Consider the following 13,684-nt stretch of genomic DNA (forward strand, 5'->3'; position numbering starts at 1 on the left):
GGCCTGGTCGTGCGCACCATCGGCCTGGCCCGGGCCGAGGTGAAGATCGGCCTGGCCAATCTCGCCTACAACATGAAGCGGCTTGTCTGGCTGAGCGGCAAGGCCGCGCCAGCATAGCGATCCGCCCAGCGGGCCAGCGACCACGCCGCGGTCGTGGCTCCCTCGCCAGGGCTACACACCTCGCCCCCCCCGTTGCCGCCGCAGCAGCCTCAAACCACCCTCAGAAGCAGAAGCCGCTGGGTTTCTGGAGGTGTCCAGTTGGCTCTTATAAAGCAAGAGTCGTCGGCTTTGTGATTGCGCGCGCCAGCGCAAGGGCAGAGGCTATCTGATGTCGCTGCAAAGCGGATTAGTCGCCTCCCAGCATGCTCCCTGTCATGAACTTGCCTGCCCTTCAGAACCGACACAGTACGACGCGCATCGTCCCGTCGGTTGAGTTGATCATGACAACGAGGGTCGGACCTTGTGTTATCACACCCTTCTTGAACACTCTTCGGTAGACGATTATCCACATCGCATGTTTGACGCCATCAAACATGCTACGCAGACATTGTCTGTCTTCCAGAATAGGAAAGACGGAGTAGGAGATAACGAATGGGTCGCCGTCCTCCCTCTGCTCTTGCGCGCAAACCTGCTGCCACAGCCTCGCTGGAACCTTCGGTACCTCATACGCAGGTTTTGCTTTTGTCCAGCGCCAAAGGCGGCAGCGCAAAGACGACGAGCACCCGTAATCTCGCGGCACTCGCAGCTCGCGATGGATACCGAGTGGGCACGATCGACCTGGACATGCAGCGCACGCTGACACGGTGGTGGAACCGCCGACCAGATCAGCTGCCCGCTATTCACCATTTTGACAAAGTCAACATGGCTGAAGCGGCCGAGGCAATTCAGGAACTCACTTCCCTCAAGGAATTTGACTTCCTATTCATCGATACGCCGCCGGGTATTGAGCATGATACGGAACAGCTGCGTGCTGTCATTCGGCTGGCTGGACTTGTGCTGATTCCTACCAGCCAGGGCGGCGAGGATCTGGAGTCCGTGGCTGAATGGATGAAGCTCGTGCGCACCGAAGGGCGTCCGGCCTTTTTCCTTCTTTGCAAGACGGACCGCGATGTCAGCAGCCTGGGGGAAGCGCGGCACTATCTGTCGTCAGTGGGAAAGCTGTGCCCACACGATGTGCGGCATATGCAGGCGGTCATGCGTACCTATTTCGACGGCAAGGGCGTCGGCGACCTGACAGGCAAGATGGGTCGTAAGGCAGCGGAAGATTATGAAGCGGTCTGGAATTTCGTTCGGTTCGAACTGGGGCTGGAGAAGTGACGATGGCTGTCGATCCCAAGGAGCGGTGGGGCGCCCGCAAGGCAGCTTCGCGCCGCGCTTCCATTCTCACCATTGCCCATGAGGATGTCGAAACGCCGCGGACGACCGTCTATAAGCTCTCCAATGAGACAGAGGTCGTCCGAGAGGTAGAGGTTCTTTGGGAGACCGCCCAGAGAGCATTTCTCGCCATCGGCCGACTTCTTGTCCAAGCAGAGCGGCAATTCAGGGGCAGCTTCGAGAAGGACATTATCAGCCGGCTGCCTTTCAACCGTTCCGTCGCGCATATGCTGCGGACTGTCGCGGAAAAGGTCGAGCAGGGATATGTACCGGAGGCTGAGTTGCCGCGAAGCTACGCTGCCGCTTTCCGTCTGGTGACGCTGGAGCCAGAGGCATTGGAGGAGGCGAGAAGCCGCGGCCTCGTTTCTCCTCATACGCCACGCTCCGCCATTGAGCGGTTTCGGCAGGAACTGAAATCACAACGGATCGCCGCCAGTGGCGAAGCTGCGCTCCTGGCCGTCAAACGACGGGATCTGCTCTCGCGTCTGGAGCGCGCGAAGCGGGAGGTGGAGAAGCTGTCTCAGGAACTGGCCGAATTGGACAGTTTGGAAGCCAGCCAGGACCATTCCTGAGGACTTCGGCGGGAAGCCCCGCGCCGTGGACGAGGCCCGCGTCTCAGCGCGTGACAAGGGAGATCTGCGTCTTCCGACTGGAAATGGGTGCCGGCGAGGGAGACAGAGACATGCCGCTCGCAAGGCACTCAACCCGGGCGGAGGGATAGACCGCCGTTGCCAGGGAGAGCTGCTCCATGAACGTCTCCCGGAAATGGTCCAGCCTCCGGATGCCGGTGCCAAACTGCGCGTGCAATGCCTTCCAGGAAACCGAAGTCGGGCCAGGCAACACATGCAGGCGGTAGGCGAGCCAACAATAGATATCAAGCGCCATGGAGTGGCGGTTGATTGCGCGGATGGCGGATTCCTCAATCGGCATCGGATGGCGCCTCAGCTGATCGAAGAAGGTTTCCGACAGCTTCGTGCGCTCGAGGAACTGGCTCCCGCCAGAGTCCTCATCCTCGTTGAACAGGGCCTTGTCGACGATCAACTGCTGGACCAGCGCGGAGCGGCCTGCCTGCTGTACCTCGAAGGTCAAACGGCAGCGCGTGATCCGCTCCGCCTGTTCCCGTACATCCTTGATCGACTTTCCGCCCGGCGAAATCCCCATTCGTCCGAGCCAGGCGCGTAGGCTTCGTCCGAGCTCGATTTCCCGGCTGCCTGTCCGAATGGCCTCGGACTGAAGATACAGCATGATCAGGCGCGCCCGGCTGCCGTAGGGAACCCCGATCCACTCCAGGCTGCCATCAGGACGGGTTTTCCGGCCGGGCTCCACCAGCAGGCTCACCTTATCGGTCCGGACCTGCCAGGGCTGGTCGTCCGCCAGCCGCTTGTGGGGCAGTGCGGCCTGCGCCCAGCCGGAATAGATGAAGCCTATTCCGCCATCCTCGTCGCCCAGATAGTCGGCCGCGGCGTCGACCACACGTCGGTCGATGTCCAACTTCAAGACACCTTGCCGGCCGTGCACTTCCAGCATCCGATGCACTTCCGCCACGGCCCGCTCCTATCCTCATCACGGCGACCTTGAGGAAGATGCAGCATTTCTCCGCTTTTGTCGCTGAGGACTTTGGCGGGGCAAGCTATTAGAAGCCTATTAGTGATACTAGATATTAGTATGTCCCGTCAGAGTCCTCGGGACAAAGGGCTTGAAGCCAGTAAAAACGTCGGAACAGCCCCGCCCGAGTCCTCACTTTGCCCGCTGAAGTCCTCAGCGGCCGTGTGGACAAGAAAGCCGTAGGCCGCCCTGGCTTTCGGCCCGAATCGGTGCCTGTGCAGAAGCGCGCGACCGCCGATTCGCTGTCTGGGAGAATGCATCCTCCCGCCAAAGTCCTCGCAGGCAGCCGCTCAAGCAGGATCCTCCCGCCAAAGTCCTCACCCCCTGCAGCACGGACATGTCCATCCTCGGGTCCAGGAGGCATTCGGCGATCGTGCCTGCGGCATGCCGCTCCGGGGCCGCTGGCGCCGGACCTGCCCCTGCTGATCCGCGGCAGAGCCCTTGCCACATGCTCAGCAAGGAGAAGTCGACCAAGGCCGACCTGGTGCAGGCACAGCTGCATGGCAGCAGAGCCGGGTTCTGCATCCCGACCAGGGGAGGCTTTGCACCGGGAGTGTACTCGGAAGCGCGGATGAGGCGTGGCGCGTCTATGCGGGCGGCGGCCGCCGCCTGCGGGGCGAAGCAGGCAGGGGAGGCATCTGGAAAAGCCGCGTCGAGAAAAATGTCTGGAGACGAGAAGGCAAGGTGGTGTCGCAGTCAGGCTGGGGCCGGATCGGAACAAGCTTGCGAATATTCTGCATACAGAGCACAATAAAGCAAAGCCCATCGCGTCCTGCCGGGCATCGGGAGAGCACCGCTATGACCCAATCCGCTTCCCTTCCTGTCATCGCCCTGGCCATGGGTGATCCTGCCGGCATCAGCCCGGAGCTGACCGCGCGTATCCTGGCCGATGAAACGGTGCGCGCCGCTGCCGGGCTGATCGTCATCGGGGATCTGCGGGTACTGCGGGACGGCGCGCGCGTGGCAGGAGTTGACCCGGCGCTGCATGTCATCGGGCCGGATGCGCCGCTGCCGGAGGATCTCTCCACCCCTGCCTTCGTCGACCTCGGCACGCTGGACCCTGCCATTCTCCGGCGCGGCGAGATCAGCGAGGCCGGCGGCCGCTTCGCGGCGGAGAACTTCCGCTATGCGCTGTCCCTCGCCGTGGCTGGCCATGCCGATGCCGTGTCCTTCACCCCTTTCAACAAGGCGGCGATGCGGCTGCACGTGCCGGGCTACGAGGACGAGATCGGCTTCACCGCCAATTTCATCGGCTTCCGGGGCGCTGCCAAGGAGTTCAACGTGCTGGAAGGGCTGTGGAATGCCCGTGTCACCTCGCATGTGCCGCTCTCGGCCGTGGCGGGGTTGATCACGCGGGACAGCATCCTGGAGAATCTGCGCCTGACCCATGCGGCGCTGCGCGATTCCGGTATCCAGGCGCCCCGCGTCGCGGTGGCCGGGCTGAACCCGCATGCCGGGGATGGCGGCAATTTCGGCCGGGAGGAGATCGAGGTGATCGGCCCCGCCGTGGCCGCCGCACAGGCGGAGGGGCTTGGCTGCGACGGGCCTTATCCGTCCGACACGGTGTTCGTCCGTGCCAGGCGCGGCGATTTCGACGCCGTCCTCACCATGTATCACGACCAGGGGCAGATCGCGATGAAGCTGATCGGCTTCGAGCAGGGCGTGACGCTGCTGGGCGGCTTTCCCTTCCCGATCTGCACGCCCGCGCATGGCACGGCCTATGACATCGCCGGGAAGGGCATCGCCCATCCTGGTGCCGCCCGCAACGCGCTGCTGCTGGCCGCCCGCATGGGGGCCGCCCAGCGGCGCCGCCGCCCGGCGGCCGGCGGCTCGCTGCTGGAGGTACGGGCCGCGATGGCTGCCTGATTCAACCCGGACACGGCGGCGCGGGCGAGGCTGTAGTCACTGCCCTTCACCCACCTCCGCGCCGCGCTGCCGCACGCCCTCCTGGCGGTACGAGGGCGGCCTGGATTGCGCCCCCGCCCGAGGCGGGCCGGCGCGGCTTCCCGCCCAAGTCCTCAGACGAGTGCGCCGAGGCCGAGCCGCTCGGTCACGGCGCGCGCCACCTCCGCCGTGCCGGCGCGGCCGCCGATGTCGGGTGTGCGCAGCCCGGCGGCGAACACCGCGTCCACCGCCGCCTCCAGCTCCGCCGCCGCCTCGGCCCAGCCCGGCCCGGCGCCGCGCCCGGCCAGCCAGTCCAGCATCATCGCCGCCGAGAGCAGCATGGCGGTGGGGTTGGCGATGCCCTGGCCGGCGATGTCCGGCGCCGTGCCGTGGCTCGGCTGGAACACCGCATGGCCATCGCCGATATCGGCCGAGGGCGCGAAGCCCATGCCGCCGATCAGCCCGGCGCCGAGGTCGGAGAGGATGTCGCCGAACATGTTCTCGGTCGGCAGCACGTCGAAATCCCAGGGGCGGCGGACCATGTCGAGCGCCATGGCATCGATGTAGTGGTGCGCCGCCTCCACCTCCGGGTGCTGGGCCGCCACCTCGTGGAACACCTTCCGCATGAAGGCGAAGCCGGTGAAGACATTTGCCTTGTCCACCAGCGTCACGCGCCCGGGCCGGCCGCGCCGCGCGGCGCGCCGCCGCGCCAGGTCGAAGGCGAAGTGGGAGAGGCGCTCCGTGGTCGCGCGGGTGATCACCATGGTGTCCCGCGCCTCGCGGTCGTCGATCAGCTCACCCTTGCCGCGGGCGGCGAACAGCCCCTCCGTGCTCTCCCGCAGGATCACCATGTCGATCTGCGCGGCACGCGGGTCGGCCAGCGCCAGCGGCACGCCCGGCAGGGCGCGGATCGGCCGCACCCCGGCATAGAGGCCGAGGCGGAAGCGCAAGTCGAGCTGCGGCGCGATCTCGGTGCCATCCGGATAGCGGATGCCCGGCCAGCCCATGGCGCCGAGCAGGATGGCATCCGCCGCGCGGGCGCGCTCGAAGGTGGCCTCGTCCATGGCGCTGCCGGTGTCGCGATAGGCCATGGCGCCGGCGCGCAGCGTCTCGGCATGCAGCCCCAGCGCGTGCCGGCGCGCCAGCACCTCCAGCACGCCCATGCAGGCCTCGCTGACCTCGGTGCCGATGCCGTCGCCGGGCATCAGGGCGATCTGCACCGCGTTGCGGTTCACAGCCATGCCACGCCACTCCGTTCGATGAGAGAGATGAGTTCCGCACCGCTGCGCCGGCGGTGCCGGCGGTACAGCGCATGCGCCCGTTCCGGCTCGCCGGCGGCGATCGCCTCCAGCACACGGCGGTGCTCGGCGGTGCTGCGGGCGGGCAGGGGGCGCTGGTGCAGGGTGAAGAGCCGTGCGCGGTGCGACTGCTCCCACACCTGCATCACCATGCCGGCCAGCCGCCGGTTGCCGCACAACTCGGCCAGGCCGAGATGGAAGGCCTCGTCCGCCTCCGCCCAGGCCGGGCGGTCCTGCGCCGCCAGCGCCTGTTCCATCGCGCCGCAGGCCTGCTCCAGCCGGCCGAGGCCGGCGGCGGGTTCCGGGCGGCGCGCCAGCAGCTCGGCCGCCATCGGCTCCAGGCTGGTCAGCACCTCGTAGATCTCGCGCATGTCGGCGGCGGCGATGGGCAGCACGCGCATGCCGTGGCGCGGCGTGATGGCGACCAGCCCCTCCTGCTCCAGCCGCACCATCGCCTCCCGCACCGGGGTGCGGGACAGGCCGAGACGCAGCGCCAGCTCGCCCTCCAGCAGCTGCGCGCCGGGGGGCAGCAGATTGTCGAGGATCATGGCCTTCAGCCGGGCATGCGCCTGGCCGGCGGCGGTGGGCTGCCGGCCCTGGCCTTCCCCGTCCAGGGCCTGTGGCGCCCGTGGGGATACGGGTCCTGTTGCCATCGCTCGGCCCTCCCTGGGTGCATGCCGCCCTGTGTGCGGCAGAAGAACGAATTCGTTTGCGTATGCATTGTTGGCAGTGACAGGATGCCGCCGTCAAGCAAGATCGGCCCACGGACCGCCGTGCAGGACCGGCATCGCCCATGGCCCACGCGCCATGAGCCCCAGGGAGAGACCGCGATGACTGCCAGCACACGCCGCTTCATGATCACCGCCGCGGCGGCCGCCGCCACGGCGCCCTTACTCCTCCGCGCCGGGCCTGCCGCGGCGCAGGCGGCCAGCGGCTATCCCAGCCGCCCGGTGCGGCTGATCGTGCCCTTTCCGCCCGGCCAGGCCGCCGACATCTTCGCCCGGCTGATGGCCGACGAGCTGTCGAAGCGCTGGCCGCAGCGCGTGGTGGTGGAGAACCGCTCGGGCGGTGCCGGGGCGCTCGGCATGGAAGCCGGCGCGCGCGCCGCGCCGGATGGCTACACCCTGCTCATCGGCACCTCCGGCACGCTGGGGGTGAACCCCTCCGTCATGCCGCACCTGCCCTATGACGCGGAGCGGGACTTCGCCGCCATCACCAACATCTTCACCCTGCCGCTGGTGCTGGTGGCGCATCCCGGCACCGGGCCGGAGGATCTGCGCGGGATGCTGGCGCGGGCGCGGGAGAAGCCGGGCGCGCTGAACTACGCCTCGGCCGGGCCGGGCACCGCGCAGCACATGGCCATGGAGATGCTGGCGCACCGCGCCGGCGTGCGGATGACGCATGTGCCCTACCGTGGCAGCGGCCCGGCCATGGCCGACCTGATCGCCGGCAACGTGCCGCTGATGATGGACAGCCTGGCCAGCGCCCTGCCGCAGGTGCAGGCCGGCCGCGCCCGGGCGCTGGCGGTGACCAGCCGCGCCCGCGCGCCGCAACTGCCGGCGGTGACCACGGTGGCTGAGGCCGGTCTGGAAGGCTACGAGGCGCTGGGCTGGTCCGGGCTCGTGGCGCCCGCCGCGACGCCGCCCGAGATCCTGGCGCGCATCAACGCCGACGCCGTGGCCATCCTGCGCGACCCCGCCGTGTCAGCGCGCATGCTGGAGCTGGGCGGCTTCCCGGCCCCCGGCACGCCGGAGGAGTTCGGCGGCTTCATCCGCGGCGAGATCGCAAAGTGGCGGCAGGTGGCGCGGGAGGCCAATGTGAGGCTGGAGGGCTGAGAGGGCCCGCCCCGGCACGCCAGGGGCTGGCCCGCCCTCACCAGCGCGCGCGGACCGAGCCGAGGATCAGCCGCCCGTTGCCGTAGTAGCAGGCGGTGACCGACGAACAGCTCGCCACATAGTCCTTGTCGGCGATGTTCTGCGCGTTGACGGCGAATTCCAGCCCCTTGGCGCGCTCGAAGCGGGCGCCGAGGTCGTAGCGCAGCGCGGCGTCGAACAGCGTGACGGCATCCACCTTGAAGGTGTTGGTGTCGTTGCCGTAGGTCGAGCCGACGTAGCGCGCCCCGCCGCCGAGCGAGAGGCCGCGCAGCGGGCCTTCGGTGAAGCTGTAATTGGCCCAGCCGCTGGCCATGTGGTTGGGCACCTGCGGCACGCGGCTGCCGGCCACGCCCGCATTGTTGGACTTGGTGATCTCCGCGTCGATGTAGGAATAGGCGCCGATGAGGTCGAGATTGGCGGTCAGGCTGGCGCGCCCTTCCAGCTCGATGCCGCGCGAGCGGATCTCGCCCTGGGCGATGCTGCCGGTGAGATAGACCGGGTCCTGCGTCAGCACGTTCTGCTGCGTGATGTGGTAGGCGGAAGCCTGGATGAAGCTGTTCATGCCGGGGGGCTGGTACTTCACGCCCACCTCGTACTGCTCGCCGGTGGTGGGCTCGAAGGTGCCGCCGCCGCGCTGCGGCGCCTGCGTGCCGGTGTTGGGCAGGAAGGAGGTGGAGTAGCTGGCATAGGGCGCCAGCCCGTTGTCGAACAGGTAGAGGCCGCCCACCCGCCAGGTCAGCGCGTCGTCGAACTGCGAGAGGCTGCCGGCATCGGCGCCCGTCGTGGTGTGCGTGGTGGTGCCGATGCTGGCGCGGTCGTAGCGCAGCCCGACATTGAAGCGCCAGCGGCCGAGGGCGACCTGGTCCTGCGCGTAGAAGCCGAGCTGGTCGATGTTCTGGTTCGTCAGCCCGCTCGGGTCGGTCAGGATGGCGGGGATGGACTGGTAGTAGACCGGGCGGAACAGGTCGATGCCCGGCACACCCTGCGTGCGCAGCCCCTGGCGCGCCCGGGCCGAGGTGCGCTGCCAGTCGATGCCGAACAGCGCCGTGTGCCGCAGCGCGCCGGTGGTGAAGCTGGCCTGCGCCTGGTTGTCGAGCGCGAAGGCGTTGGCGTGGTCGGAGACGAAGGTGGCGCTGCGCGTGCCGGTGCGCTGGTCGGCGCCGACCGAGCGCACGGAGAGGACGTTCACCTCGGCGTCGATATGCGCGTAGCGGAAGTTCTGCCGCACCGTCCACACATCGTCCAGCCGGTGCTCGAGCTGGTAGCCGATGGCGGCCTGGGTCCGGTAGTACTTGTCATAGGCCGGGTCGCCGCCGAAGAAATTGCGCGGGATGCGGCCGTTCGGATTGGCCAGCACCGTGCCGCTGGCCGGCACGAAGTTGTAGAAGCCGCCCTCCGGATCGTGCTGGTAGGAGGCGAGGAGGGTGATGGTGGTGCTGTCGTCCGGCCGCCAGGTGAAGGCGGGGGCGATGGCGATGCGCTCCTCCTCCACATGGTCGTACTGCGTCCCGGACTTCCGCGCGATGCCGGTCAGCCGGTAGGTGTAGCGGCCATCCTCGGTCAGCGCGCCGCCGAGGTCGAAGGCGGTCTGCAGCAGCGCGTTGCTGCCGGCCTCGATGCGCACCTCGTTGACGTGGTCGGCGGTGGGGCGGCGGCTGACCAGGTTCACCAGGCCGCCGACGCCGGTCTGCCCGTAGAGCACCGAGGCCGGGCCGCGCAGCACCTCGATGCGCTCCAGCAGCCAGGGATCCGTGTTGGGCACGCCGAAATAGAGGCCGCGCCCCTGGCGCAGCCCGTCGAGGAAATTGACGAAGGCGGCGCCCGTGCCCTGGCCGCCGAAGCCGCGCACGAAGACGCTGTCGTAGCGCGCCGAGGGCCGCACCTCGCCCAGCACGCCGGCGGTGTAGCGCAGCGCCTGGCTGACGCTGAGCGCCGCCTGGTCATCCACCTGGTCGCGGGTGACGACGCCGACCGATTGCGGCGCCTCGATCAGCGGCGTGTCGGTCTTGGAACCGGTGGTGGTGACGGGCGCGACATAGCCGGGCACGCCCTCCCAGGCCCGCCATGCGGTCGCCTGCACATCGACGGTCGGAAGCTCCAGCACCGCCCCGGCCGAAGGCTCGGTCCCCTGCGCCTGGAGCGGCCGGCCCAAGGTGGGCAGCATCGTCAGCGCGGCCGAGGCCAGGAGGAGGGTGCGGAAGCGGCGACGTGTCATTCTGGGCCTCGAGCGACGGGAGGGAGACAGGCGATTTAATTGCGAAAGACTCGCATTATCATCTGTCCCCTGATCGTCGCGTGCAAGAGGCAAACCGCCGCCCCTGTTGCCGGCAAGGCTCGCCCTGTGGCCTCCGCGCCACGCCCGCAAGGGGGAGGGCCCCGCCGCGCGCGGCGGCGGGGCCGGTTCCGGAGCCCGCCCTGCCTAGAGCGGCCCGCCCGCGCCGGTGCCCGTGTGCGGCGTGGGGATGCACCATTCCTCGCCGCGCGGGGTGGAGACGTATTCGGGCCAGCGCAGATCGACCGGCGGGTCGAAATCGGCCGGCAGCAGCGGCCCCACCCACCGGCTGCCGCCGACGCCGCCGCCCGTGCGCTCGCGGAACTCCGCCTGGGCGGCGGCCAGGGCGTCCGGCCTGGCGGCGAGGTCCAGCAGGGTCAGCGCCATGGTGCGGCCGGCGACGAACATGCCGGGATCGACCGCCGCGGGCAGCCCGCCCAGGGCGTTGTAGGCCCAGGCGGGATAGGCATAGCCCGGCTGCGGCGGGCGCAGCCGCGGCCGCGCGGCGAGCAGCCGCACCGTCGGGCAATGCCAGGAATATTCCACGTAGTCGTCGGCGCTGAGATGCTTCTGCCAGGGCGGCAGGCCGGCGCGCAGCTTCGCCTCGTTCTCCTCCGGCGGCGTCAGGCGGGAGACGCTGGGGATGAACGGGTCCTGCATCGGCTCCAGCCCGAGGTTGCGCTGGATGGCGCGGCCGAACTCCAGCGCCGCCTCCGGATAGGCGGGCGCGCCGACCTCCTGCAGATTGGCCCAGGTGAGGTCCGTCATCGCCGTGTTGGGCAGGCCGACGCGCGTCTTCGTCACCCAGCGCACGAAGGCGCGGCAGCCGGTGATGGCCGCCACGTGGCGGGCATTGGCGGCCAGCACCTTCCAGATCTGCTCCTGGATCGCGAGCGAGGAGGAACGCCAGGAATACTGGATCTGGCTGAAGCGCGGCGGCAGATTGTCCGAGGTGGCGCCGCCATCGCCCAGGATGAACTCGTTGAGCGTCCAGGAGCCGCTGTGCGGGAACATCGCCTCCTTGGTGTACTTCGTCGTCGTGTACATCAGGCAGAGCGCGTCCACCGCGCCGGGGCAGCGGGCGATGGCGTGCGAGGCGTCGATCGGCATCAGCGAGGGATCGACCCACTTCTCCGGTGCCTCCGCCTCGAAGCTGATGACGGCGCTCCAGTAGGCGCCGAAATGCGTCTCGCCCGTCACGGTGTTGGAGGGCCAGGGGTGCCACACCACGGCGGCGTCCAGCCCGTCGAAATAGCCCTTCGCGGCATGGATGGGCTTGGAGCCGCACACCTTCTCCGCCGGCTCGCCGAACAGCTTCAGCGTGCCCGGCACGCCATGCGCCTGCATGGCGGATTTGGCGGCCAGGATGGCGGTGAGCGCCGCCGTGCCCAGCACCGAATGCGGGTCGGTGTGGCCGGCGGCGTAGGGGTGCACGCCGTCACGCGGCGCCTTGTGGGGCACCACCTGCTGCGAGTTGCCCGGCACCGCGTCATACTCGGAGAAGCTGGCGAGCACCGGCCCGCCTTCGCCCTGCCCCCATCGCGCGGCAAAGGCGGTGGGCATCTGGCCGGAGCCTTCCTCCACCTCGAAGCCCTCGGCGCGCAGGATCTCCACATAGTCGCGCACCGACTTGTATTCGCGCCAGGCCGGCTCGGCATGCTCCCAGATGCGCGCGTTGAAGGCGGAGAGCCGCGCCTCGTTCGCCGTGATCCAGTCCATCGCGTGCTGTCGGATCGCTTTGTGCTGCTCCATCAATCCTCACTCCGGTGCGGCGGCCGTCAGGCCGGGCGGACATTCCAGAAGGTGGCGAAGCCATCCAGCACGCCGGTGATGCCGCGGCGGAAGGCGGTGGGCTGCATGTACTGGCCGAGCGGCAGGTAGGGCACGCTCTGCATCGCCTGCAGCTGGATGTCGCGGCAGATGGCGGCCTGCGCCGCCTCGTCCGGCGCGTCGAACCAGGCATCGCGCAGCGCGTTGATGCGCGCATCCTCCGACCAGCCCGCGTAGCTGCCATCGGCGCGCAGCGCCATGTGCACCGCCGGGTTCAGCCAGTCCGTGCCCGACCAGGTGGTGACGAAGCCGCTCCAGCCGCCCTCGGCCACCGGCCCGCGGCGGTTGCGCCGCTGCAGCATGGCGTTGAACTCGACTGCGTAGATCTCGACATCCATGCCGAGGCGCTTGAGCAGGTCGGCGGTGACGGCGCCGAGCGCCATGCCGGCGGCGGTGTTGTTGCCGGCCATGATCAGCACCTTCTCGCCCCTGTAGCCGGCGGCGCGGATCTCCTCGCGCGCCTTCTCCAGGTCACGCTGGCCGGTCAGCGGCTCCAGCCCCGCCGTCGAGGCCATCGGCGTGTTCGGGCAGAAGAAGCCGAGCGGCACATGGTACAGCGCCGGGTCATCGACGCCGACGATGGCCTGCATGCAGTCCGACTGGCTGAGCGCCCGCCACAGCGCGCGGCGGATCGCCGGGTTGTCGAAGGGCGGCTGCAGGTGGTTCAGCCGCAGCATGGTGACGAAGCCGGTGGGGTCGAGCACCCGCGTCGTGACATCGCGGGCGCGCTTCAGCAGCGGCAGCTGGTCGTGATAGGCGTATTCCTGCCAGTCCTGCTCGCCGGAGAGCAGCGCCGCCGTGGCCGTGCCGCTGTCCGGGATCGAGCGCCACTCGACGCGGTCGTAATGCACCACCTTCGGGCCGGAGGTCCAGGAGAGCGTGCCATCGGGGCGCGGCACGTAGCGCTCGAACTTGGTGAAGACGTTCATCGAGCCCGGTACGCGCTCATCCGCCTTGAAGCGGAACGGGCCGCTGCCGACGATCTCGGGCACCGGCTTGAACGGATCCGTCATCGCCAGCCGCTCCGGCATCATGACGCAGACCGGCACCGAGGCCTTGCCGAGCGCGATGGGCAGCAGCGGGAAGGGCCGCTTCAGCCGGAAGCGGATGGTCCTGTCGTCGGGCGCCGAAAGCTCCTCGGTCGCCGCCATCAGCGTGGTGCCGAAGACGTCGCGCTGGCCCCAGCGCCGCAGGCTGGCGACGCAGTCCCGCGCCAGGACGCGCTCGCCATCGTGCCAGAACAGGTTGTCGCGCAGGGTCAGGTCCCAGCGCAGCCCGTCATCCTCCACGCGGTGGCCCGCCACCATCTGCGGCGTGGCGCGGTAGTTGCCGTCCATGCCGTAGAGCGTGTCGTACACCATGTAGGCGTAGTTGCGCGTGATGTAGCCGGTGGTCAGGATCGGATCGAGCGTCACCAGATCCTGCTGCGGGGTGAAGCGCAGCGTGGTGGCCGAGGCCGCCCGCAGCTTCGCGGGCAGGGCCAGCGCGGATGCGCCGGCACCCAGGGCCTGAAGGAGGTTGCGCCGTTGCATGGGAGTCTCCTTGCT

At 68.9% G+C, this 13,684-nt stretch carries 10 protein-coding genes and 1 pseudogene; 5 read left to right on the forward strand and 6 right to left on the reverse strand.

All coding sequences use genetic code 11. The features are described from left to right. From CR165_RS10830 to CR165_RS10840, 3 genes and pseudogenes are all read left to right on the forward strand, one after another. A pseudogene (locus CR165_RS10830) lies at positions 1 to 117 on the forward strand (IS5/IS1182 family transposase); the annotation flags it as partial. A gap of 474 nt (positions 118 to 591) precedes the next feature. Continuing rightward, positions 592 to 1,317, forward strand: coding sequence for a ParA family protein (locus tag CR165_RS10835; protein ID WP_109517011.1), 726 nt, complete (start codon positions 592 to 594; stop codon positions 1,315 to 1,317). Positions 1,318 to 1,319: 2 nt separating this feature from the next. Beyond that, entirely contained in the window at positions 1,320 to 1,946 is a 627-nt protein-coding gene (locus CR165_RS10840; protein ID WP_109517012.1) for a hypothetical protein, read from the forward strand. Between the two features lie 43 nt (positions 1,947 to 1,989). Here CR165_RS10840 and CR165_RS10845 read toward each other — a convergent pair whose 3' ends face one another. Next, the gene (locus CR165_RS10845; RefSeq protein ID WP_245906343.1) at positions 1,990 to 2,919 is read right to left on the reverse strand and encodes a replication protein RepA; all 930 of its coding nucleotides are present in this window, start codon (positions 2,917 to 2,919) and stop codon (positions 1,990 to 1,992) included. A gap of 858 nt (positions 2,920 to 3,777) precedes the next feature. Here CR165_RS10845 and CR165_RS10850 point away from each other — a divergent pair. Next, positions 3,778 to 4,845 carry a 4-hydroxythreonine-4-phosphate dehydrogenase PdxA gene (locus CR165_RS10850; RefSeq protein ID WP_245906344.1) on the forward strand — a complete coding sequence of 356 codons (1,068 nt, stop codon included), beginning with the start codon at positions 3,778 to 3,780 and terminating at the stop codon, positions 4,843 to 4,845. A 152-nt stretch (positions 4,846 to 4,997) separates the two neighbouring features. On the opposite strand, the gene CR165_RS10855 is transcribed toward CR165_RS10850, so the two are convergent. Together CR165_RS10855 and CR165_RS10860 are read right to left on the reverse strand one after the other, a co-directional pair. Beyond that, entirely contained in the window at positions 4,998 to 6,104 is a 1,107-nt protein-coding gene (locus tag CR165_RS10855) for an isocitrate/isopropylmalate dehydrogenase family protein (RefSeq protein ID WP_109517014.1), read from the reverse strand. Beyond that, the gene (locus CR165_RS10860; protein ID WP_109517015.1) at positions 6,095 to 6,814 is read right to left on the reverse strand and encodes a GntR family transcriptional regulator; all 720 of its coding nucleotides are present in this window, start codon (positions 6,812 to 6,814) and stop codon (positions 6,095 to 6,097) included. Before CR165_RS10860 ends, CR165_RS10855 begins: the two co-directional genes overlap by 10 nt. Positions 6,815 to 6,991: 177 nt before the next feature. Between CR165_RS10860 and CR165_RS10865 the strand changes: the two genes are divergently transcribed. Continuing rightward, the gene (locus CR165_RS10865) at positions 6,992 to 7,996 is read left to right on the forward strand and encodes a tripartite tricarboxylate transporter substrate binding protein (RefSeq protein WP_245906346.1); all 1,005 of its coding nucleotides are present in this window, start codon (positions 6,992 to 6,994) and stop codon (positions 7,994 to 7,996) included. Between the two features lie 37 nt (positions 7,997 to 8,033). Here CR165_RS10865 and CR165_RS10870 read toward each other — a convergent pair whose 3' ends face one another. The 3 genes from CR165_RS10870 to CR165_RS10880 form a co-directional block, all read right to left on the reverse strand. Beyond that, on the reverse strand, positions 8,034 to 10,250 hold the full coding sequence (locus tag CR165_RS10870; protein ID WP_109517016.1) for a TonB-dependent siderophore receptor: 2,217 nt from the start codon (positions 10,248 to 10,250) through the stop codon (positions 8,034 to 8,036). Between the two features lie 204 nt (positions 10,251 to 10,454). Next, a complete protein-coding gene (locus CR165_RS10875; protein ID WP_109517017.1) occupies positions 10,455 to 12,059 on the reverse strand; it encodes a M20/M25/M40 family metallo-hydrolase in 1,605 nt (534 codons plus the stop codon). 26 nt (positions 12,060 to 12,085) lie between these two features. Next, positions 12,086 to 13,669 carry an ABC transporter substrate-binding protein gene (locus CR165_RS10880; RefSeq protein WP_109517018.1) on the reverse strand — a complete coding sequence of 528 codons (1,584 nt, stop codon included), beginning with the start codon at positions 13,667 to 13,669 and terminating at the stop codon, positions 12,086 to 12,088. Positions 13,670 to 13,684 lie beyond the last annotated feature (15 nt).

Source organism: Teichococcus aestuarii (assembly GCF_003116135.1).
GTDB lineage: Bacteria > Pseudomonadota > Alphaproteobacteria > Acetobacterales > Acetobacteraceae > Pseudoroseomonas > Pseudoroseomonas aestuarii.

Excerpts from the sequence above, each read along its gene's own strand:
- CR165_RS10835 (WP_109517011.1), top strand. The coding sequence starts at position 592 with ATGGGTCGCCGTCCTCCCTCTGCTCTTGCGCGCAAACCTGCTGCCACA.
- CR165_RS10840 (WP_109517012.1), top strand. The coding sequence starts at position 1,320 with ATGGCTGTCGATCCCAAGGAGCGGTGGGGCGCCCGCAAGGCAGCTTCG.
- CR165_RS10850 (WP_245906344.1), top strand. The coding sequence starts at position 3,778 with ATGACCCAATCCGCTTCCCTTCCTGTCATCGCCCTGGCCATGGGTGAT.
- CR165_RS10855 (WP_109517014.1), bottom strand. The coding sequence starts at position 6,104 with ATGGCTGTGAACCGCAACGCGGTGCAGATCGCCCTGATGCCCGGCGAC.
- CR165_RS10860 (WP_109517015.1), bottom strand. The coding sequence starts at position 6,814 with ATGGCAACAGGACCCGTATCCCCACGGGCGCCACAGGCCCTGGACGGG.
- CR165_RS10865 (WP_245906346.1), top strand. The coding sequence starts at position 6,992 with ATGACTGCCAGCACACGCCGCTTCATGATCACCGCCGCGGCGGCCGCC.
- CR165_RS10870 (WP_109517016.1), bottom strand. The coding sequence starts at position 10,250 with ATGACACGTCGCCGCTTCCGCACCCTCCTCCTGGCCTCGGCCGCGCTG.
- CR165_RS10875 (WP_109517017.1), bottom strand. The coding sequence starts at position 12,059 with ATGGAGCAGCACAAAGCGATCCGACAGCACGCGATGGACTGGATCACG.
- CR165_RS10880 (WP_109517018.1), bottom strand. The coding sequence starts at position 13,669 with ATGCAACGGCGCAACCTCCTTCAGGCCCTGGGTGCCGGCGCATCCGCG.